This window comes from Rhodococcus sp. YH3-3 (assembly GCF_001653035.1).
Lineage (GTDB): Bacteria > Actinomycetota > Actinomycetes > Mycobacteriales > Mycobacteriaceae > Rhodococcus_F > Rhodococcus_F qingshengii.
This window is the reverse complement of record NZ_BCWH01000003.1, coordinates 891,815-906,988: the sequence shown is the minus strand read 5'-3', so window position 1 is coordinate 906,988 and position 15,174 is coordinate 891,815. Positions and strand designations below refer to the sequence as shown.

Annotated in this window: 16 protein-coding genes; 10 read left to right on the top strand and 6 right to left on the bottom strand. The window is 62.4% G+C overall.

Annotation, left to right across the window (positions count from 1 at the left end):
- The first annotated feature begins 2 nt into the window (after positions 1-2).
- From zwf to YH3_RS29530, 9 genes are all read left to right on the top strand, one after another.
- The gene (zwf, locus tag YH3_RS29570) at positions 3-1,547 is read left to right on the top strand and encodes a glucose-6-phosphate dehydrogenase (RefSeq protein ID WP_030536404.1); all 1,545 of its coding nucleotides are present in this window, start codon (positions 3-5) and stop codon (positions 1,545-1,547) included.
- The gene (opcA, locus tag YH3_RS29565) at positions 1,547-2,455 is read left to right on the top strand and encodes a glucose-6-phosphate dehydrogenase assembly protein OpcA (RefSeq protein WP_003944921.1); all 909 of its coding nucleotides are present in this window, start codon (positions 1,547-1,549) and stop codon (positions 2,453-2,455) included. The genes zwf and opcA overlap by 1 nt, the downstream gene beginning before the upstream one ends.
- The gene (gene pgl / locus YH3_RS29560; protein ID WP_030536405.1) at positions 2,448-3,188 is read left to right on the top strand and encodes a 6-phosphogluconolactonase; all 741 of its coding nucleotides are present in this window, start codon (positions 2,448-2,450) and stop codon (positions 3,186-3,188) included. The genes opcA and pgl overlap by 8 nt, the downstream gene beginning before the upstream one ends.
- Before the next feature lie 324 nt (positions 3,189-3,512).
- Entirely contained in the window at positions 3,513-4,433 is a 921-nt protein-coding gene (locus YH3_RS29555) for an SDR family oxidoreductase (RefSeq protein ID WP_064444588.1), read from the top strand.
- A gap of 25 nt (positions 4,434-4,458) precedes the next feature.
- Entirely contained in the window at positions 4,459-4,803 is a 345-nt protein-coding gene (locus YH3_RS29550) for an iron chaperone (RefSeq protein ID WP_064444587.1), read from the top strand.
- A 32-nt stretch (positions 4,804-4,835) separates the two neighbouring features.
- Positions 4,836-5,558, top strand: coding sequence for an AAA family ATPase (locus YH3_RS29545; RefSeq protein WP_064444586.1), 723 nt, complete (start codon positions 4,836-4,838; stop codon positions 5,556-5,558).
- Between the two features lie 27 nt (positions 5,559-5,585).
- Positions 5,586-5,906, top strand: a complete 321-nt coding sequence (locus YH3_RS29540) for a TfoX/Sxy family protein (protein ID WP_003944891.1) — start codon at positions 5,586-5,588, stop codon at positions 5,904-5,906.
- A gap of 142 nt (positions 5,907-6,048) precedes the next feature.
- Positions 6,049-6,297, top strand: a complete 249-nt coding sequence (locus tag YH3_RS29535; RefSeq protein WP_218960106.1) for a hypothetical protein — start codon at positions 6,049-6,051, stop codon at positions 6,295-6,297.
- A 172-nt stretch (positions 6,298-6,469) separates the two neighbouring features.
- A complete protein-coding gene (locus YH3_RS29530) occupies positions 6,470-6,982 on the top strand; it encodes a hypothetical protein (RefSeq protein WP_231915028.1) in 513 nt (170 codons plus the stop codon).
- On the opposite strand, the gene YH3_RS29525 is transcribed toward YH3_RS29530, so the two are convergent.
- The 3 genes from YH3_RS29525 to secG form a co-directional block, all read right to left on the bottom strand.
- On the bottom strand, positions 6,969-7,754 hold the full coding sequence (locus YH3_RS29525; RefSeq protein ID WP_054828125.1) for an oxidoreductase: 786 nt from the start codon (positions 7,752-7,754) through the stop codon (positions 6,969-6,971). The genes YH3_RS29530 and YH3_RS29525 overlap by 14 nt on opposite strands.
- 104 nt (positions 7,755-7,858) lie before the next feature.
- Positions 7,859-10,633, bottom strand: coding sequence for a phosphoenolpyruvate carboxylase (ppc, locus tag YH3_RS29520; protein WP_064444585.1), 2,775 nt, complete (start codon positions 10,631-10,633; stop codon positions 7,859-7,861).
- Positions 10,634-10,736: 103 nt separating this feature from the next.
- Complete coding sequence (gene secG, locus YH3_RS29515) at positions 10,737-10,970, bottom strand: preprotein translocase subunit SecG (protein ID WP_003944946.1); 234 nt, start codon at positions 10,968-10,970, stop codon at positions 10,737-10,739.
- 209 nt (positions 10,971-11,179) lie between these two features.
- On the opposite strand from secG, the gene YH3_RS29510 reads away from it, so the two are divergent.
- Positions 11,180-11,980 carry a tyrosine-protein phosphatase gene (locus YH3_RS29510; RefSeq protein WP_064444584.1) on the top strand — a complete coding sequence of 267 codons (801 nt, stop codon included), beginning with the start codon at positions 11,180-11,182 and terminating at the stop codon, positions 11,978-11,980.
- Positions 11,981-12,069: 89 nt separating this feature from the next.
- Here the strand turns inward: YH3_RS29510 and tpiA are convergent, their stop codons facing one another.
- Genes tpiA through gap form a run of 3 tightly spaced genes read right to left on the bottom strand, consistent with a single transcriptional unit; the run spans position 12,070 to position 15,110 of the window.
- Entirely contained in the window at positions 12,070-12,855 is a 786-nt protein-coding gene (gene tpiA / locus YH3_RS29505) for a triose-phosphate isomerase (protein WP_042445664.1), read from the bottom strand.
- 6 nt (positions 12,856-12,861) lie between these two features.
- The gene (gene pgk / locus YH3_RS29500; RefSeq protein WP_003944901.1) at positions 12,862-14,073 is read right to left on the bottom strand and encodes a phosphoglycerate kinase; all 1,212 of its coding nucleotides are present in this window, start codon (positions 14,071-14,073) and stop codon (positions 12,862-12,864) included.
- Between the two features lie 17 nt (positions 14,074-14,090).
- Entirely contained in the window at positions 14,091-15,110 is a 1,020-nt protein-coding gene (gene gap / locus YH3_RS29495; protein ID WP_003944851.1) for a type I glyceraldehyde-3-phosphate dehydrogenase, read from the bottom strand.
- Positions 15,111-15,174 lie beyond the last annotated feature (64 nt).

Below are 15,174 nucleotides of genomic sequence, written 5' to 3'. Positions count from 1 at the left end.
CTGTGAGCGATTCCGCGGCGGCATCAGATTGGGTGAATCCCCTTCGGGACAGCACCGACAAACGGCTTCCGCACATTGCGGGGCCCTGCGCCCTGGTGATTTTCGGTGTTACCGGCGACCTTGCCAGGCGCAAGCTCATGCCCGCCATCTACGACCTCGCCAACCGTGGACTGTTGCCGCCCGGATTCGCTCTGGTCGGGTTCGCCCGGCGTGACTGGACGGACGAGGACTTCACGAACGTCGTCCTCGAAGCAGTCAAGGACGGCGCTCGCACCAAGTTCCGTCAGGACGTCTGGGAGAGGCTCGCCGAAGGTATCCGGTTCGTGGAGGGCAGTTTCGACGAGGCCGAGGCCTTCCAGAACCTGTCCGACACGTTGGCCACGCTCGACAACGAACGTGGTATCGGCGGCAATCACGGTTTCTACCTTGCGATTCCGCCCAACGCGTTTCCTCAGGTGCTCGAGCAACTGTCGGCGTCGGGCCTCGCGCAGGCCGAGGACGGTCAGTGGCGACGAGTCGTCATCGAGAAGCCGTTCGGCCACGACCTCGAGAGCGCTCGCGAACTGAACGCCGTCGTCAACAAGGTGTTCCCCGAGGACACGGTCTTCCGTATCGACCACTACCTCGGTAAGGAAACCGTCCAGAACATTCTGGCTCTGCGCTTCGCGAACCAGTTGTTCGATCCGATCTGGAACGCGCACTACGTCGACCACGTTCAGATCACGATGGCCGAGGACATCGGCCTCGGTGGACGCGCGGGGTACTACGACGGCATCGGCGCGGCCCGTGACGTGATCCAGAACCACCTGCTGCAGTTGCTCGCGTTCACGGCGATGGAAGAACCCATCAGCTTCGAGCCGCTCAATCTGCAGGCGGAGAAGATCAAGGTCCTCTCGGCTACTCGCCTTGCCGAGCCCCTCGACGAGACCACCGCCCGCGGCCAGTACGCGGGCGGCTGGCAGGGTGGGCTGCCGGTGGTCGGGCTCCTCGAAGAAGACGGCTTCGCAGCGGACTCCATCACGGAGACCTTTGCCGCCATCACCCTCGAGGTCGACACCCGCCGCTGGGCGGGTGTGCCGTTCTACCTGCGCACGGGCAAACGACTCGGACGCCGTGTCACCGAGATCGCGGTGGTGTTCAAACGTGCACCGCACCTACCGTTCGACAAGACGATGACCGAAGACCTCGGCCAGAACGCTCTGGTCATCCGCGTGCAGCCCGACGAGGGCGTCACCATGCGGTTCGGCTCGAAGGTTCCCGGATCGAGCATGGAAGTCCGTGACGTCAACATGGACTTCTCGTACGGCCAGGCTTTCACCGAGTCGTCTCCGGAGGCGTACGAGCGGCTCATTCTCGACGTGTTGCTCGGCGAGCCGTCTCTGTTCCCGGTGAATGCCGAAGTCGAATTGTCTTGGGAGATCCTCGATCCCGTCCTCGAGCACTGGGCTGCCGGCGGTAAGCCGGAACCCTACGAGGCCGGAACGTGGGGACCACCGTCTGCGGACGAAATGATGCAACGCACCGGACGCGAATGGAGGCGACCCTAGTGATTCTCGATTTGCCGTCCACCACCACGGTCCAGGTCAGCAAGAAACTGGTCGAGGTACGTAAGACCGGCGGCGCTGTCACCTTGGGACGAGTGTTGACGCTCGTCGTCTGCACCAGGGACACCGGGAATGCCGAGGAAGCCATCGAGGCCGCCAACGAAGCAAGCCGCGAGCACCCATGCCGCGTCATCGTGCTTCTGCGTGGCGACGAGCAGAGTGAGCCCAGGCTCGATGCTCAGATCCGTGTCGGCGGGGACGCCGGCGCCTCGGAGGTTGTCGTGTTGCGTCTCTACGGTCCGCTTGCGGATCACGAGAGCAGCGTCGTCATCCCGTTCCTGCTCCCCGATACACCGGTAGTCGCGTGGTGGCCCCTCGAGGCACCCGAGATTCCGGCCAAGGATCCCGTCGGGAAGCTCGCGATACGGCGCATCACCGATGCCACCGGCGCCCCCGATCCGACCGCCACCATCAAGGGGCGACTCGCGTCGTACACCGCCGGCGATACCGATCTCGCCTGGAGTCGCGTCACCTACTGGCGCGCGCTCCTCGCGTCGGCTCTCGATCAGCCGCCGCACGAGAAGATCACCTCAGCGGTGGTCTCCGGTCTCAAAACCGAACCGGCACTGGATATTCTCGCCGGTTGGTTGGCGGCCAAGATCGACGGTCCGGTCATTCGACGTACGGGTGAGCTGACGGTCGAGTTGAAGCTCGAGACCCGCAGTATCTCCATCAGTCGTCCGCAGGAGGGCACGACCGCTACGTTGATCCGCACCGGTCAGCCTGACGCGCTGGTTTCTCTGGGTCGTCGAGAGACACGCGATTGCCTCGCCGAGGAATTGCGTCGGCTCGATCCGGACGAGATCTACGAAGAAGCTCTGGCCGGATTGGAGAAGGTGACCTATGAGTGATGTTGTCGTGGAGAAGTTTTCCGACGCCGGCCAACTTGTCGACGCTGCCGCCGCACGCCTGGTCACGACCATCGTCGATGCCCAGAAGGCTCGCGGGTTTGCGTCCATCGTGCTGACTGGCGGTGGAACCGGCATCGCACTTCTCGAGAAGTTGCGTGAAGCTCCCGGCGACATCGACTGGTCGCAGATCGATCTGTACTGGGGCGACGAACGGTTCCTGCCGTCCGGCGATCCCGAGCGGAACGAAGTGCAAGCACGTGAGGCGCTTCTCGATCATGTGCCGGTCGATCCCGACAGGGTACATGCGATGGCCGCATCCGACGGTATCTACGACGGTGATCCACACGGGGCGGCGACGGCGTACGAACAACTGCTGGGCGCTCAGGCACACGGGAATCAGGTTCCGACGTTCGACGTGCACCTGCTCGGTATGGGCGGCGAAGGACACGTCAACTCGTTGTTCCCGCATACCGACGCTGTTCGCGAAGAAGCGCGTTTCGTAGTCGCGGTGACGGACTCCCCCAAGCCGCCACCGGTGCGGATCACCCTCACGTTGCCTGCTGTTCGGCGAGCCAAAGAGGTCTGGCTGCTCGTCTCGGGTGCTGCAAAGGCCGAGGCCGTTGCCAAAGCCGTCGGAGGTGCTTCGGCCGACGACTGGCCGTCCGCCGGCGCCACCGGTTTGGTTGCGACACGTTGGTTCCTCGATTCGGACGCTGCCTCGCAGCTTCCCTGATCTGATTTCACAGATCTGATTTCACACCGGTCGGGAATCGTCTTCGGGCGATTCCCGGCTTGGTGGTACGTCGACGACTTCCTCACCGTGGCGACTTTCGACTACCCGCCGAGTCCGGATCCGATGCGAATTTCCTTTTGACGGAACGGAACTCAATCCCGAGATCCCGTTTCTCCAACCAGCACTGCGCCCCACACAACGATCCATCTCTCCCCTACCTCCTTCATCCGAGTGATTACTACCTTGGACGCCGCGAAGTAAGGTTCGGTTCCGCAGATCGCGTTCACTCTTGAACGAAGCAATCCAGGCGAGAACAATCGAACAATGTCGTGGACACCGAATCCGGACGCACTTCGCGGGCGAGTGGCTGTAGTTGCCGGGGCGACGAGGGGCGCCGGACGCGGAATCGCCGCGGCCTTGGGCGAGGCCGGTGCAACCGTCATCTGCACTGGCCGGAGCACATCTGCCGGAATTCTTCAGTCGGACTATCCGCGCGGAGAGACCATCGAAGAGACGGCAGAGTTGGTCACCGAACTGGGCGGCGTCGGCGTGCCGATTGCCGTCGATCATCTCAAGAGCAAACAAGTGGCTGATCTCGCCGAACGCTTGCGAATCGACTATCACCACATCGACATCTTGGTCAACGACATCTGGGGCGCGGAATTACTCAAGGGTGGGCCGGCGGAGTGGAACACGCCGGTATGGGAACACGATCTGGACAAGGGGTTTCACATCTTGCGTCTGGCGATCGACACCCACATCACCACGTCGCACCACCTCCTGCCGCTCATGACTGATCGGCCAGGCGGACTGGTCGCCGAAATAACCGATGGCACTACCGAATACAACGCATCGAACTATCGCATCTCGGTGTTCTACGACTTGGCCAAGGTGTCCGTGAACAGGCTCGCATTTTCGCAAGGCCACGAACTTGCCCCGTTCGGCTGTACTGCCGTCGCCATCACTCCCGGGTTCCTGCGATCGGAGATGATGCTCGAGAATTTTGGTGTCGGCGAATCGAGTTGGCGTGACGCTTTGTTGCCGGAGCGGGATGGTCCGACTGCGCCCGCGGATTTCGCACGCTCCGAGTCACCAAGATTCATCGGACGTGCGATCGCGGCCATCGCCGCCGATCCGAATCGGAAGCGATGGAATCAGCGATCGGTCAGTTCAGGCGATCTCGGAACGGAATACGGGTTCACCGACACCGACGGCAGCCGACCGGACTTTTGGCGAGCCAACTGAATCCGACTGTGATTAAGATCCGTTCATGGCCGAATTCGCGACGATCGACCAATACATTGCGTCGTTTCCCGCCGACGAGCAACGAGTCCTCGAGAGCATCCGCGAGACGATCCACAACACCGTCCCCGGCCTCGATGAAACCATCAGCTATCAGATGCCGACCATGACGGTGAACGGAAAGAACCTGATTCACTTCGCAGGCTGGAAAAACCACATCTCGATGTACCCGCTCCCGGCGGGTGACGCCGAGTTCGAGAAGTCCGTCGACCCTTACCGGGCTGCGAAATCAACGGTGAAGTTCCCGCTGAACAAACCGATCCCTCTCGATCTCGTGGCTCGGATCGTCGAATTGCTCGCGCAGCGCCACTAACATCCGTTCTCGTCGGAGCCTTGTGAGAACGTATGGCCGTGCAGAGACAACCCATCCGCCGCATCAAGGCTGGGCCATCGTCGGGCGCCGACGTAGGCAGCTGGCCGATGACGGTACCCGCTGTTGCGCAGATCGTTCAGGACGGTCTCGAACTTCCACCGGGTGTCACCATTCTGGTCGGCGAAAACGGAGCGGGAAAGTCGACCGTCATCGAAATTCTTGCCGCCGTTCTCGGTCTCAATGCCGAAGGCGGGTCGACCAATACGCGGCATCAGACTCGATCGAGTGAACCGGGCGGCCTCGACCTTGTGGTCGAGCGGAGTCCCGGCGCATCGAAGTGGGCGTACTACCTCCGAGACGAAACCCTGCACGGTTTGTACACGTACTTGGAGGACAACCCCAATCCCAAGCGACCTGAACCGCTTTACCATCACCTCTCCCACGGTGAGGCGCTGCTCGAGATCCTGTCGTCGAGGACCTCCGACGGCGGCTTCTATCTCATCGACGAACCCGATGCCGCACTCTCCTTCCAGGGGACCCTGACACTGGCGGCGCTGCTCGGCGAGCTGGTGGAATCCGGCGCGCAGGCGGTGATCGCGACGCACTCGCCGATCATCGCGGCGCTGCCGAACGCCAACCTGCTCGAGATCGGAGAATGGGGAATCCGAGCCTCGAGCTGGGAGGACCTCGATCTGGTGTCGAACTGGCAGCGGTTCCTTCACGACCCGCACACGTACCTGCGCCATCTGATCTAACCTGGAACTCCACCCCAGGAGGCCTCCATGGCATACGACAAAGCGCTGGCTGAGCGTATCCGCGATGCGCTCTCGGGCGAGGACGACGTCGAGGAAGTAAAGATGTTCGGTGGGCTGAGCTTCATGGTGAACGGGAAGCTGGCCGCCAGTGCGAACTCACACGGCAACATCATGGTTCGGTGTGACCCCGATCGAGTCGACGAGCTTCTGACGCACAAGGGTGCAAGCTGGCCCGAGATGCGGGGTAAGCCGATGAGCAAGGGATGGATCGTCGTCGACCGAACCGGGACGAGTTCGAACGTCGAATTCAACGCGTGGATCAAGGAAGCTCTGGACTTCGTTCACTGACAGCTGGGGTGCGTTGCCGAAGATATCTGACGAGACTGGTGTGGCCGCGGGCTCTCGCGTCGGTGAGAGACTAAACCGTGCCCGATCGACCTGAGATTGTCTGTATCTGCGGCTCTGCGGCTCTGCGCGATTCGCTGAAGAGATGCGGGAGGCGAACCGCGACCTGACGTTCGCGGGCGTGATCGTCGTCGCGCCGGTTGAAGCAGACGAGGCGGTCTCTGTCGAGCAGAAGATCCTGCTCGACGCGCTCCACCTGCGCAAGATCGACCTCGCCGATCGGGTTCTGGTCGTCAACCCTCGCGGATACATCGGTGAGTCCACGCGCCGAGAGATCGCGTACGCGCGCGCCGCCGGCAAACCAGTGTCGTTCACGACGCCGTTTGAACAGTAAGCGCCTCGTCGGTGCGGGCTGCAACGAATATTCTCACGCCGAGTTGCTCGAGCCCTAGCGCCGGTTCGATCTATTTCGCTCGATTCGGCAAAAGTGAACTGGGCGGCCCTTAGACTCCGGAAAAGCATTGGATTGGGCGGCTCGACGCCGCGGAGGAAAGGTGGTCCGTCCCGTGACGTTCACACCCAATCAGCCGGATCACCAACGCGCCTTCGGGTTTCAGCTGCCGTCGACCCGCGCAATTCCCTCCCTCATGCCCGACCGTTTCGGACCTAGCCTCATCGGATCGCTCTGGGCGTGCGCCGGGATCGTCGCCGGAAGCCTCGGCCCGTGGACGTCATCCTCCGCGCTGGACCACAGTGGTATCGACGAATGCGGAGTGATCACTCTCGTCCTCGCTCTCTGCGCGGTGACCGCGCTGATCACCCTCATGGTTCGAGACGTCACGCCCGAGATCAAGAATCACTGCACCGGCCCTTTGGTCGGAATCGCGGTCTTGATCGTTGCCGTCGGAAACGCCGCGTCCATCGTGCGACGTAGTACCGAGTTCGCAGGGCACACTGCCGGACCGTCCATCGGGTGGGGACTGTGGGTGGTCATCGTGTCCGCAGTGATCCTGTGCATCACGTCGTCGACCGTCGCGCACATGATCAGGTTTCAGGCAGCAATGATCACAAGGTCTTGATCAGACCGCCATCGATCACGAAATCCGCGCCTGTCACGTTCCCCGCACGATCGCTGGCGAGAAACAACACCAGGTCGGCAACCTCTTCGGGGAAGGTGAACCGCCCAGTCTCGGCTCCGGCCGCGGCGCTTTCGACGATGTCGTCGGCGGCTGATCCACTCGCCTTCGCCAGCGTCGAGGCCACTCCGTGCTTGCCGAGCCACAACTCCGTTTGTACCGGGCCGGGGCTGACGGTATTGACGCGGATCCCCTGCCCGCCCAGTTCTTTCGACAACGACTTCGAGAAGTTGGTCAACGCCGCTTTGGCGGCGCTGTAGTCGATCACCGTGGGGTCAGGTAAGAATGCGTTGACCGAACTGATCGTCACGATGCTCCCGCCTCCTCGGCGGATCAACTCCGGCAGCGCAGCGCGAACAGTGCGTACAGCCGACAAGAACGTCAGATTGAACGACGCCGCCCACTCTTCGTCTGTGATGGCCGCGAAACCGCTCGTTCTCGGGGTGACGGCCCCGACGTTGTTGACCAGGATGTCGACGCCGCCCCTCACTGCTGCAACCTCGAGCAGTCGGGTTGATCCTTCGACACTCGCGAGGTCGACGCCGACAAAGGTGACGGCGCCGCCGGACTGCAGCGATTCGAGTTCCGGCGAGAGCGTCCGCGAGCCCGCGACGACGTGGACTCCCTCGGCCACCAACGCCCGCGTGACAGCCAGTCCGATACCTTTTCCCGCGCCGGTAACGACGGCAGTTCGTCCGTCCAATTGCAGATCCACTGCGGTCCCCGTTCGGTCCGGTGCGCAGCGTTGGGTGTGCGTGCGACAGCTCTAGAGTCGCCGCACGCACACCCTGGTAAACCTGCAGAACCAGCCGCTGTTACCTAGCCACTGTTACGAAGCGCAGTGGCCAGGCCGTTCATCGTCAGCTGGATACCCCGACGCACCTGATCGCTCTCGTCGCCGGAACGGTACCGACGGATCAGCTCGACCTGTAGATGGTTGAGAGGTTCGAGGTACGGGAACCGGTTGTGGACCGAACGCTCGAGGCCCGAGTTGTCGGCAAAGAGGTTCTCGTTGCCCGTGATTGCCTTGTACATGCGAATTGTGCGTTCGTGCTCGTCGGTGATCATTCCGAAGACTCGATCGCGCAGTTCGGCGTCGGGCACGAGGTCCGCGTACCGGGCCGCCAAACCGAGATCCGACTTCGACATCACCATGGCCATGTTCGAGAGCACGGTTCGGAAGAACGGCCACTTCTCGTACAGGGCCGTCAACGTGGCAAGCCGAGTGTCGTCTCCGTCGATCCATCGTTCGAACGCGGCGCCGGTTCCGTACCAACCCGGAAGCATCACGCGAGACTGACTCCACGAGAGCACCCAGGGAATCGCTCGCAGGTCGGAGATCGCCTTGGTCTGCTTGCGAGAGGCCGGACGAGAGCCGATGTTGAGTGCCCCGATCTCGGCGACCGGTGTCGACGCTTCGAAGTACTGCACGAATCCTGGTGTGTCGTGCACCAATTCGCTGTACGCGGTGCGGGCGAGGGCCGCGAGCTCGTCCAGTACCGCGTAGGCAGCGTCGGCATCGCTGCCGAGTCCTTCGACGTCGAGCAACGTCGACTCGATGGTCGCGGCGATGAGTGTTTCGAGGTTGCGATGCGCCAGACGCGGTTCGGCGTACTTGGCCGCAATCACCTCACCCTGCTCGGTGATTCGCAGAGAACCCGCGACTGCACCGGGAGGCTGAGCCAGAATCGCTTCGTAACTCGGTCCGCCGCCACGTCCGACGGTTCCGCCGCGGCCGTGGAAGAGCCTCAACCTGATTCCGCTCTTACGCGCGGCATCGACGAGGTCGAGTTCGGCACGGTACAGCGCCCAGTTGGCTGCCAGGTACCCGCCGTCCTTGTTCGAGTCGGAGTACCCGAGCATCACTTCTTGACTGTCACCACGGGAACGGACGATCGCACGATAGATCGGGATGTCGAGCGTCGCCAGCAATGTGTCGGCGCCGCCCTGCAGATCCTCGATCGTCTCGAACAACGGCACGATGCCGATCGGGCACGAGGGCTCGCTACCGACGCCCGGATCGAGCACCCCGACCTCTTTGAGCAGCACTGCAGCCTCGAGCATGTCACTGACCGAGGTACACATGCTGATGATGTAGTTGGGTACCGCACCCGCTCCGAGAACCCGCACTGCCTTGGCACCGGCCGCCATGATGGCCAGTTCCTTGGTGGTCAATTCGCTGAACTCGGCGTCCGGCGAAGTCAGTGGTCGCCGCGTCGTCAACTCGGCCGACAGCAATTCGACTCGATCGGCTTCCGGCAAGGACGCGTAGTCCGGGTGAACTCCGGCCCACGCCAGAAGTTCTGCGACGACGCTTTCGTGTACCTCGGAGTTCTGCCGCATGTCCAGACCGGACAGGTGAAAGCCGAACACCTCCACCGCTTCTCGGAGCCGATCGAGTCGATCGTCGGCGATGGTCTCGTCACCGAAACGACGCAACGAGGTGTCGATGATTCCGAGATCCCGCTGCAACTGTGCCGGGTCGGTGTACGCCACGAGTCCGTCGTCGGAGCCGTGGGCGGGCAACTCCCCCAGTACCGTCAGTGCTGTGGCGCTCAAGCGCCCGCGGATACCGCGAATCGCGCGACGGTACGGCTCGTCGGCCCTGAAGGCAGAATCGTCGCCGGAGGTAGACGCCAGCAGATCGAGTTCGGGCGTGACGGACACCAGCCGCGCCGACATCGAAAGTTCACGCTCGAGATGTTCGAGTTCCTCAAGGTGATGCTCGAGAGCAGTCGCCGCAGCGCGCGACGTGGCGCGCTGGACAATTTCGCCGGTCACGTACGGATTGCCGTCTCGGTCACCGCCGATCCACGAACCCGGCCTCAGGATCGGTTCCGGCAGAAGCCCGGCGTCCGGCCAACGCGTGCGCAGAGCTTTGCGAACCTCGGCGTTGATCTTCGGAATCACCTCGAACAACGCTGCGTCGTAGTAGCGCAGGCCTACCTCGATTTCATCCTGGATACGGAGGCGGCTGAGCCGGATCAGTGCCGTCTGCCACAGGGTCAGGATCTGACGGCGCAATTGCAGATCGACATCAGCGGTTTCTGCGACGCTCAGCGCCGTGCGCTCGCGGTATCGCATCAACTCGGTGATCCGACTCTGCGTCTCGAACACCGTACGGCGTCGAGTCTCCGTCGGGTGAGCGGTGATGACGGGTGAGACCAGGGCGCCCCGCAGCGCTTCTTCGACGGTGGCCGAATCGATATCGGCTGCATCAAGTTTGGTGTACGTGGCCGCGAGAGTGCTGTCGCGGGGCGGTTCCCCCGCATTGACGTGGATGGCCCGTCGACGCTCGCGATGGATGTCCTCGGCCAGGTTGGCGAGCAGTGCGAAGTGACTGAACGCCCGGATGACGGGAATGGCGTCGTCCGTACTGATTTCGGCGAACAGCGACACCAGTTCGGCGCGATCGATCTCCGAACGACGGACTCGGAACGACTCGACACGGGCTCGCTCGACCAGATCGAACACATTGTCGCCGGCTTGCTCTCGCACTATTTGTCCGAGTATTCCGCCGAGAAGCCGGATGTCTTCGCGCAGCGGCTCGGTGGCCTCTCGCGGTGTTTCTCGATGCGACGCGGTTTCAGTCATCACACAATTATCGACCGAAACAAAGAACCCCGCTCGATAGGCGGGGTTCCGTGTCTGAAATTCGTGTGTGAAAAACTACCGGCTGTAAGTCATGAGCCGAGAATCAGGCGAACTTGATCTCCAGGCCGATGCCGACGATCGAAATGAGCCAGATCAACGCGGTGAAGACCGTCAACCGGTCGAGGTTCTTCTCGACAACAGTCGATCCGGACAGGCTGGACTGGACACCGCCACCGAACAGACTCGACAAACCGCCGCCCTTACCGCGATGCAGGAGCACCAAGGCGATGAGGAGCAAGCTGGTGATGACCAGCAGGATATCCAGGAACAGTTTCATGTCTGTCTACGTCCACCAATCCAATAGGGACAACTACAACCGATAACACCATACAGGCGCGCGCAGATAGCCTGACCACATACCCGCCTCGCACATGACTTTGCACCCGGCCAGGCACGATTCTTGGTCAGTGGCATCGATCACACTGTCGAGATACCGATTCAGTAGTTTTTCAGTTGACGCGACTCTACCTCCGAAAGGCCGGCTCCATGCTTTCCGACACTGCCCTGCCCAACACTGCCCTGCCCGACACACCCCTGCCTGACACACCGCGTCTGGCTTCGATTCACAACTTCCGCGACGTGGCCGGCCCCGGGTACGTCACGACCAGCGGACAGGCGATGAGCCGCGGAGTCTTCTACCGTGCAAACGTACTGACGCCCTCGCCCGAGGATCTTGCAATCGTGGAATCGCTGGGGCTGACCGCCGTCTATGACGTGCGCTCCGAAACCGAGGCGAACGAAACTCCCGACATCGTGCCGGCGCCGGCGATGTACGCCCACATTCCCATCCTGTCCGGAAACATCCACGCCGAAGCGATGGCTCTCCGAACAGCGGACGCTGCAACAGCTTTCATGCAGAACATCAATCGCAGCTTTGTCGCAGACCCCGTCACTCGGAACGGATTTTCGCAGTTGTTCGCCGCCCTGGCGACCACCGAGGGGCCGCAACTCTTCCACTGCACGGCGGGCAAGGACCGAACAGGTTGGGCGGCAGCACTACTGCAGACACTCGCTGGTGTACCGCGCGAAACGATCACGGCGGACTACCTGCTCACGAACACGTACTCGGCCGAGTACATCGATGCAACAGTCGCGAAGATCGCCGCTGCCACAGATGCAGACAAGGGCGAGGTGATCCGGTTGCTGCTTTCCGTCGACGCGAGTTACCTGGGCGCTGCCTTCGAGCAGGTCGAGCACCACTACCGGACCGTCGAGAACTATCTGACCGCCGGGTTGGAGCTTGCTCCCGAACTCGTCGGCGCTCTGGAAACCAAACTGGTGAGCTGACTCGCGAACAAAAAACTGCGGGTGTGTGACCTACTCGGTCACACACCCGCAGTCTTAGTCTCGAGCAGTTTCAGCTCACTACCCGATCATCACGGGAGTGGACCGCCTGCAGCGATCGCAGACAGTGTCGCGAACTCGTCAGCCTTGAGTGACGCGCCGCCGACAAGAGCGCCGTCGACGTCGGTCTGGCCGACGATCTCTCCGACGTTCTTCGAGCTGACGCTACCGCCGTACAGAACGCGAACGCCGGCCGCGACCTCGGCGTCGGCAAGTTCGGCCACTGTTGCTCGTACCGCAGCACACACTTCCTGTGCATCGGCGGCAGAAGCGACACGGCCGGTGCCGATGGCCCAGACAGGTTCGTACGCAATGACGATCTTGGAGATCTCCTCCGCGCTCAGGCCCGCCAACGAACCCTTGAGCTGGTCGACGTTGTAGGCGACATGCTCGCCCGCTTCGCGGATCTCGAGGCCTTCGCCGATGCACACGATCGGCGTGAGGCCGTTCTTGAGAGCAGCCTTCGTCTTCGCGAGGACGGTCTCGTTGGTCTCACCGTGAAGGGTGCGACGCTCGGAGTGACCGACCACGACGAAGGTGCAACCGAGCTTGGCCAGCATGGAGCCGCTGATCTCGCCCGTGAACGCACCCGAGTCATGAGCCGAGACATCTTGCGCGCCGTACGTGAGGAGGAGCTTGTCGCCCTCGATCAGCGTCTGGACGCTTCGGATGTCTGTGAACGGCGGGATGACCGTGACGTCCACTTTGTCGAAGTACTTCGCAGGCAAGGAGAAAGCGATCTTCTGCACCAGGGCGATAGCCTCGAGGTGGTTCAGATTCATCTTCCAGTTGCCGGCGATCAACGGCTTACGTGCCATGTCGGATCAGCCTTCCAGTACTGCGATGCCAGGCAGCTCTTTGCCCTCGAGGTACTCGAGGGAAGCGCCACCACCGGTGGAAATGTGCGAGAAGCCCTCGTCCGGGATACCGAGCTGACGAACGGCTGCTGCGGAGTCGCCGCCGCCGACGACGCTGAAGGCGCCCTTCTCGGTTGCCTCCACGATTGCCTCGGCGACACCGCGGGTGCCTGCCTCGAACTTCGGGAACTCGAACACGCCCATCGGGCCGTTCCAGAACACCGTCTTGGCGCCGGTCAGGATCGCGGCAAAGCGCTTGACCGACTCCGGTCCGATGTCCAGACCCATCCAGCCGTCGGGAATCTTGTCGAACGGAACGATCTTCGACTCGGCATCGGCCGAGAAGGAGTCCGCGACGACAACATCCTGAGGGATGTGGATGACGTCGGCGTACCGGTCGAGGAGATCCTTGCAGGTCTCGATCATGGACTCTTCACACAGCGAATTGCCCACGGACACACCCTGAGCCGCGAGGAACGTGTAGAACATTCCGCCGCCGATCACCAGAGTGTCGACCTTCGGCGCCAGTGCCTCGATGACGGCCAGCTTGTCCGAGACCTTGGAGCCACCGAGCACCACCGCGTACGGACGCGCTGCGTCCTGAGTGAGCTTGGCGAGCACCTCGACCTCGGCGCCGACCAGGTATCCGGCGTAATGCGGGAGCAGCTTCGCGACGTCGAAGACCGACGCCTGCTTACGGTGAACAACACCGAATCCGTCGGAGACGAATGCGCCGTCGTCACCGACCAGCTCGACGAGAGCCTTGGCGAGCTTGACCCGCTCGGCTTCGTCCTTGCTGGTCTCGCGAGGGTCGAAACGGATGTTCTCGAGCATCAGGACGTCACCGTCGGTGAGTCCTTCGGAACGAGCCAGCGCGTCCTGTCCCACGACGTCACCGGCGAGTTGCACGTTGCGACCGAGGATTTCGGCCAACTTCGCGGCAACCGGTGCGAGGGAGAACTTGGGATCGGGCTGACCGTCGGGGCGCCCGAGGTGCGCGGTCACGATGACCTTCGCTCCACCCTCGGCAAGTGCCCGCAGGGTGGGAGCGGACGCGACGATGCGACCCGGGTCCGTGATTTCTCCGCCATCCAACGGGACGTTGAGGTCGGAACGCACCAGTACGGTGCGCCCTTCGACCCCAGCGTCCAGCAGATCCTTCAGCGTCTGAACTGCCACTGTTATCGAAACTCCGCTCAGAGAGACTTGGCGACGAGGCCGATGAGGTCGGCGAGGCGGTTGGAGTAGCCCCACTCGTTGTCGTACCAGGAGACGATCTTGACCTGGTCGTCGATGACCTTCGTCAGACCCGAGTCGAAGATCGACGAGTGCGGGTCGGTGACGATGTCCGAGGAGACGATCGGTGCGTCGGTGTACTTCAGGATGCCCTTGAGGGGTCCTTCGGCAGCAGCCTTCATCGCAGCGTTGATCTCGTCGGCGGTGGCCGACTTCTTCAGGTTCGCGGTGAGGTCGGTGACCGAGCCCGTGGGGATCGGCACGCGCAGTGCGTAGCCGTCGAGCTTGCCGAGCAGCTGCGGGAGAACCAGGCCGATTGCCTTGGCTGCACCGGTACCGGTGGGAACGATGTTGAGGGCAGCTGCGCGGGCGCGACGGAGGTCTGCGTGCGGAGCGTCCTGCAGGTTCTGATCCTGGGTGTACGCGTGGATCGTGGTCATCAGACCCTTGACGATGCCGAACTCGTCGTCGAGAACCTTGGCGATGGGGCCGAGGCAGTTGGTGGTGCACGACGCGTTGGAGATGATGTTCTGGCTGCCGTCGTACTTGTCGTCGTTGACGCCCATCACGATGGTGATGTCTTCACCCTTGGCCGGAGCCGAGATGATGACCTTCTTGGCGCCGGCTTCGAGGTGTCCCTTGGCCTTTGCGGCGTCGGTGAAGATGCCGGTGGACTCGACGACGACGTCGACGCCCAGCTCGCCCCAGGGAAGTTCGTTCAACGGGCCACGGTGTGCGAGGGCCTTGATGCGCTGATCGCCGACGACGATCGTGTCGTCACCGTCGAGCGACACGTCGTACGGCAAACGGCCGAGGATGGAGTCGTACTTCAGCAGGTGAGCGAGCGTCGCGTTGTCAGTCAGGTCGTTGACTGCCACGATCTCGATATCGGTGGTTCCGAGCGCCTTCTGCGCATCCACCGCCCTGAAGAAGTTACGTCCGATACGGCCGAAACCGTTTACGCCAACCCGGACAGTCACAATTCGCTCCTTTGACCATGATTCTGGTGTGCAACTTGACCCACGCATACTCCGAATCCGTGTG

Bases quoted from the DNA above. Each gene is read 5' to 3' on its own strand.
- pgl (WP_030536405.1), top strand. From the start codon at position 2,448: ATGAGTGATGTTGTCGTGGAGAAGTTTTCCGACGCCGGCCAACTTGTC.
- YH3_RS29555 (WP_064444588.1), top strand. From the start codon at position 3,513: ATGTCGTGGACACCGAATCCGGACGCACTTCGCGGGCGAGTGGCTGTA.
- YH3_RS29550 (WP_064444587.1), top strand. From the start codon at position 4,459: ATGGCCGAATTCGCGACGATCGACCAATACATTGCGTCGTTTCCCGCC.
- YH3_RS29545 (WP_064444586.1), top strand. From the start codon at position 4,836: ATGGCCGTGCAGAGACAACCCATCCGCCGCATCAAGGCTGGGCCATCG.
- YH3_RS29540 (WP_003944891.1), top strand. From the start codon at position 5,586: ATGGCATACGACAAAGCGCTGGCTGAGCGTATCCGCGATGCGCTCTCG.
- YH3_RS29535 (WP_218960106.1), top strand. From the start codon at position 6,049: ATGCGGGAGGCGAACCGCGACCTGACGTTCGCGGGCGTGATCGTCGTC.
- ppc (WP_064444585.1), bottom strand. From the start codon at position 10,633: ATGACTGAAACCGCGTCGCATCGAGAAACACCGCGAGAGGCCACCGAG.
- secG (WP_003944946.1), bottom strand. From the start codon at position 10,970: ATGAAACTGTTCCTGGATATCCTGCTGGTCATCACCAGCTTGCTCCTC.
- YH3_RS29510 (WP_064444584.1), top strand. From the start codon at position 11,180: ATGCTTTCCGACACTGCCCTGCCCAACACTGCCCTGCCCGACACACCC.
- tpiA (WP_042445664.1), bottom strand. From the start codon at position 12,855: ATGGCACGTAAGCCGTTGATCGCCGGCAACTGGAAGATGAATCTGAAC.